The 292-nt window shown below is 72.9% G+C and carries 1 protein-coding gene; it reads left to right on the top strand.

Annotated features, from left to right (window positions below; genetic code table 11):
• The coding region (locus LZ017_RS21970) for a flagellar transcriptional regulator FlhD (RefSeq protein ID WP_241399057.1) at positions 1-127 on the top strand (127 nt) is incomplete at its 5' end.
• Positions 128-292 lie beyond the last annotated feature (165 nt).

The raw sequence follows: 292 nt of genomic DNA, 5'->3' as shown, positions 1-292 counted from the left end.
TTTCCGCATGGATGACGACCTGGTGTGGGGCCTGCTGACCAGCCACGGCAAGCCGGCGGCCAACGACAGCGTGAGCCGGCTGCATGCGTCGATCCTGATGGCGGGACGGCACCAGGAAGCGGCATGAATGTGGGCCCCCGGCGGCCCGCGAATGTGAGCCCCCGGCGACCCGGGTACGGGTCGCCACCCCCCGAGGGGGTGCGGACCTTGCGGGGCATGAGCCCCGTCGGCCCGCGAATGTGAGCCCCCGGCGACCCGGGTACGGGTCGACACCCCCTGAGGGGGTGCGGAC

The sequence above is a fragment of the Pelomonas sp. CA6 genome (assembly GCF_022549225.1).
Lineage (GTDB): Bacteria > Pseudomonadota > Gammaproteobacteria > Burkholderiales > Burkholderiaceae_C > Roseateles.
Note: the sequence above shows the minus strand (reverse complement) of the source record. Positions and strands in the feature narration are given on the sequence as shown.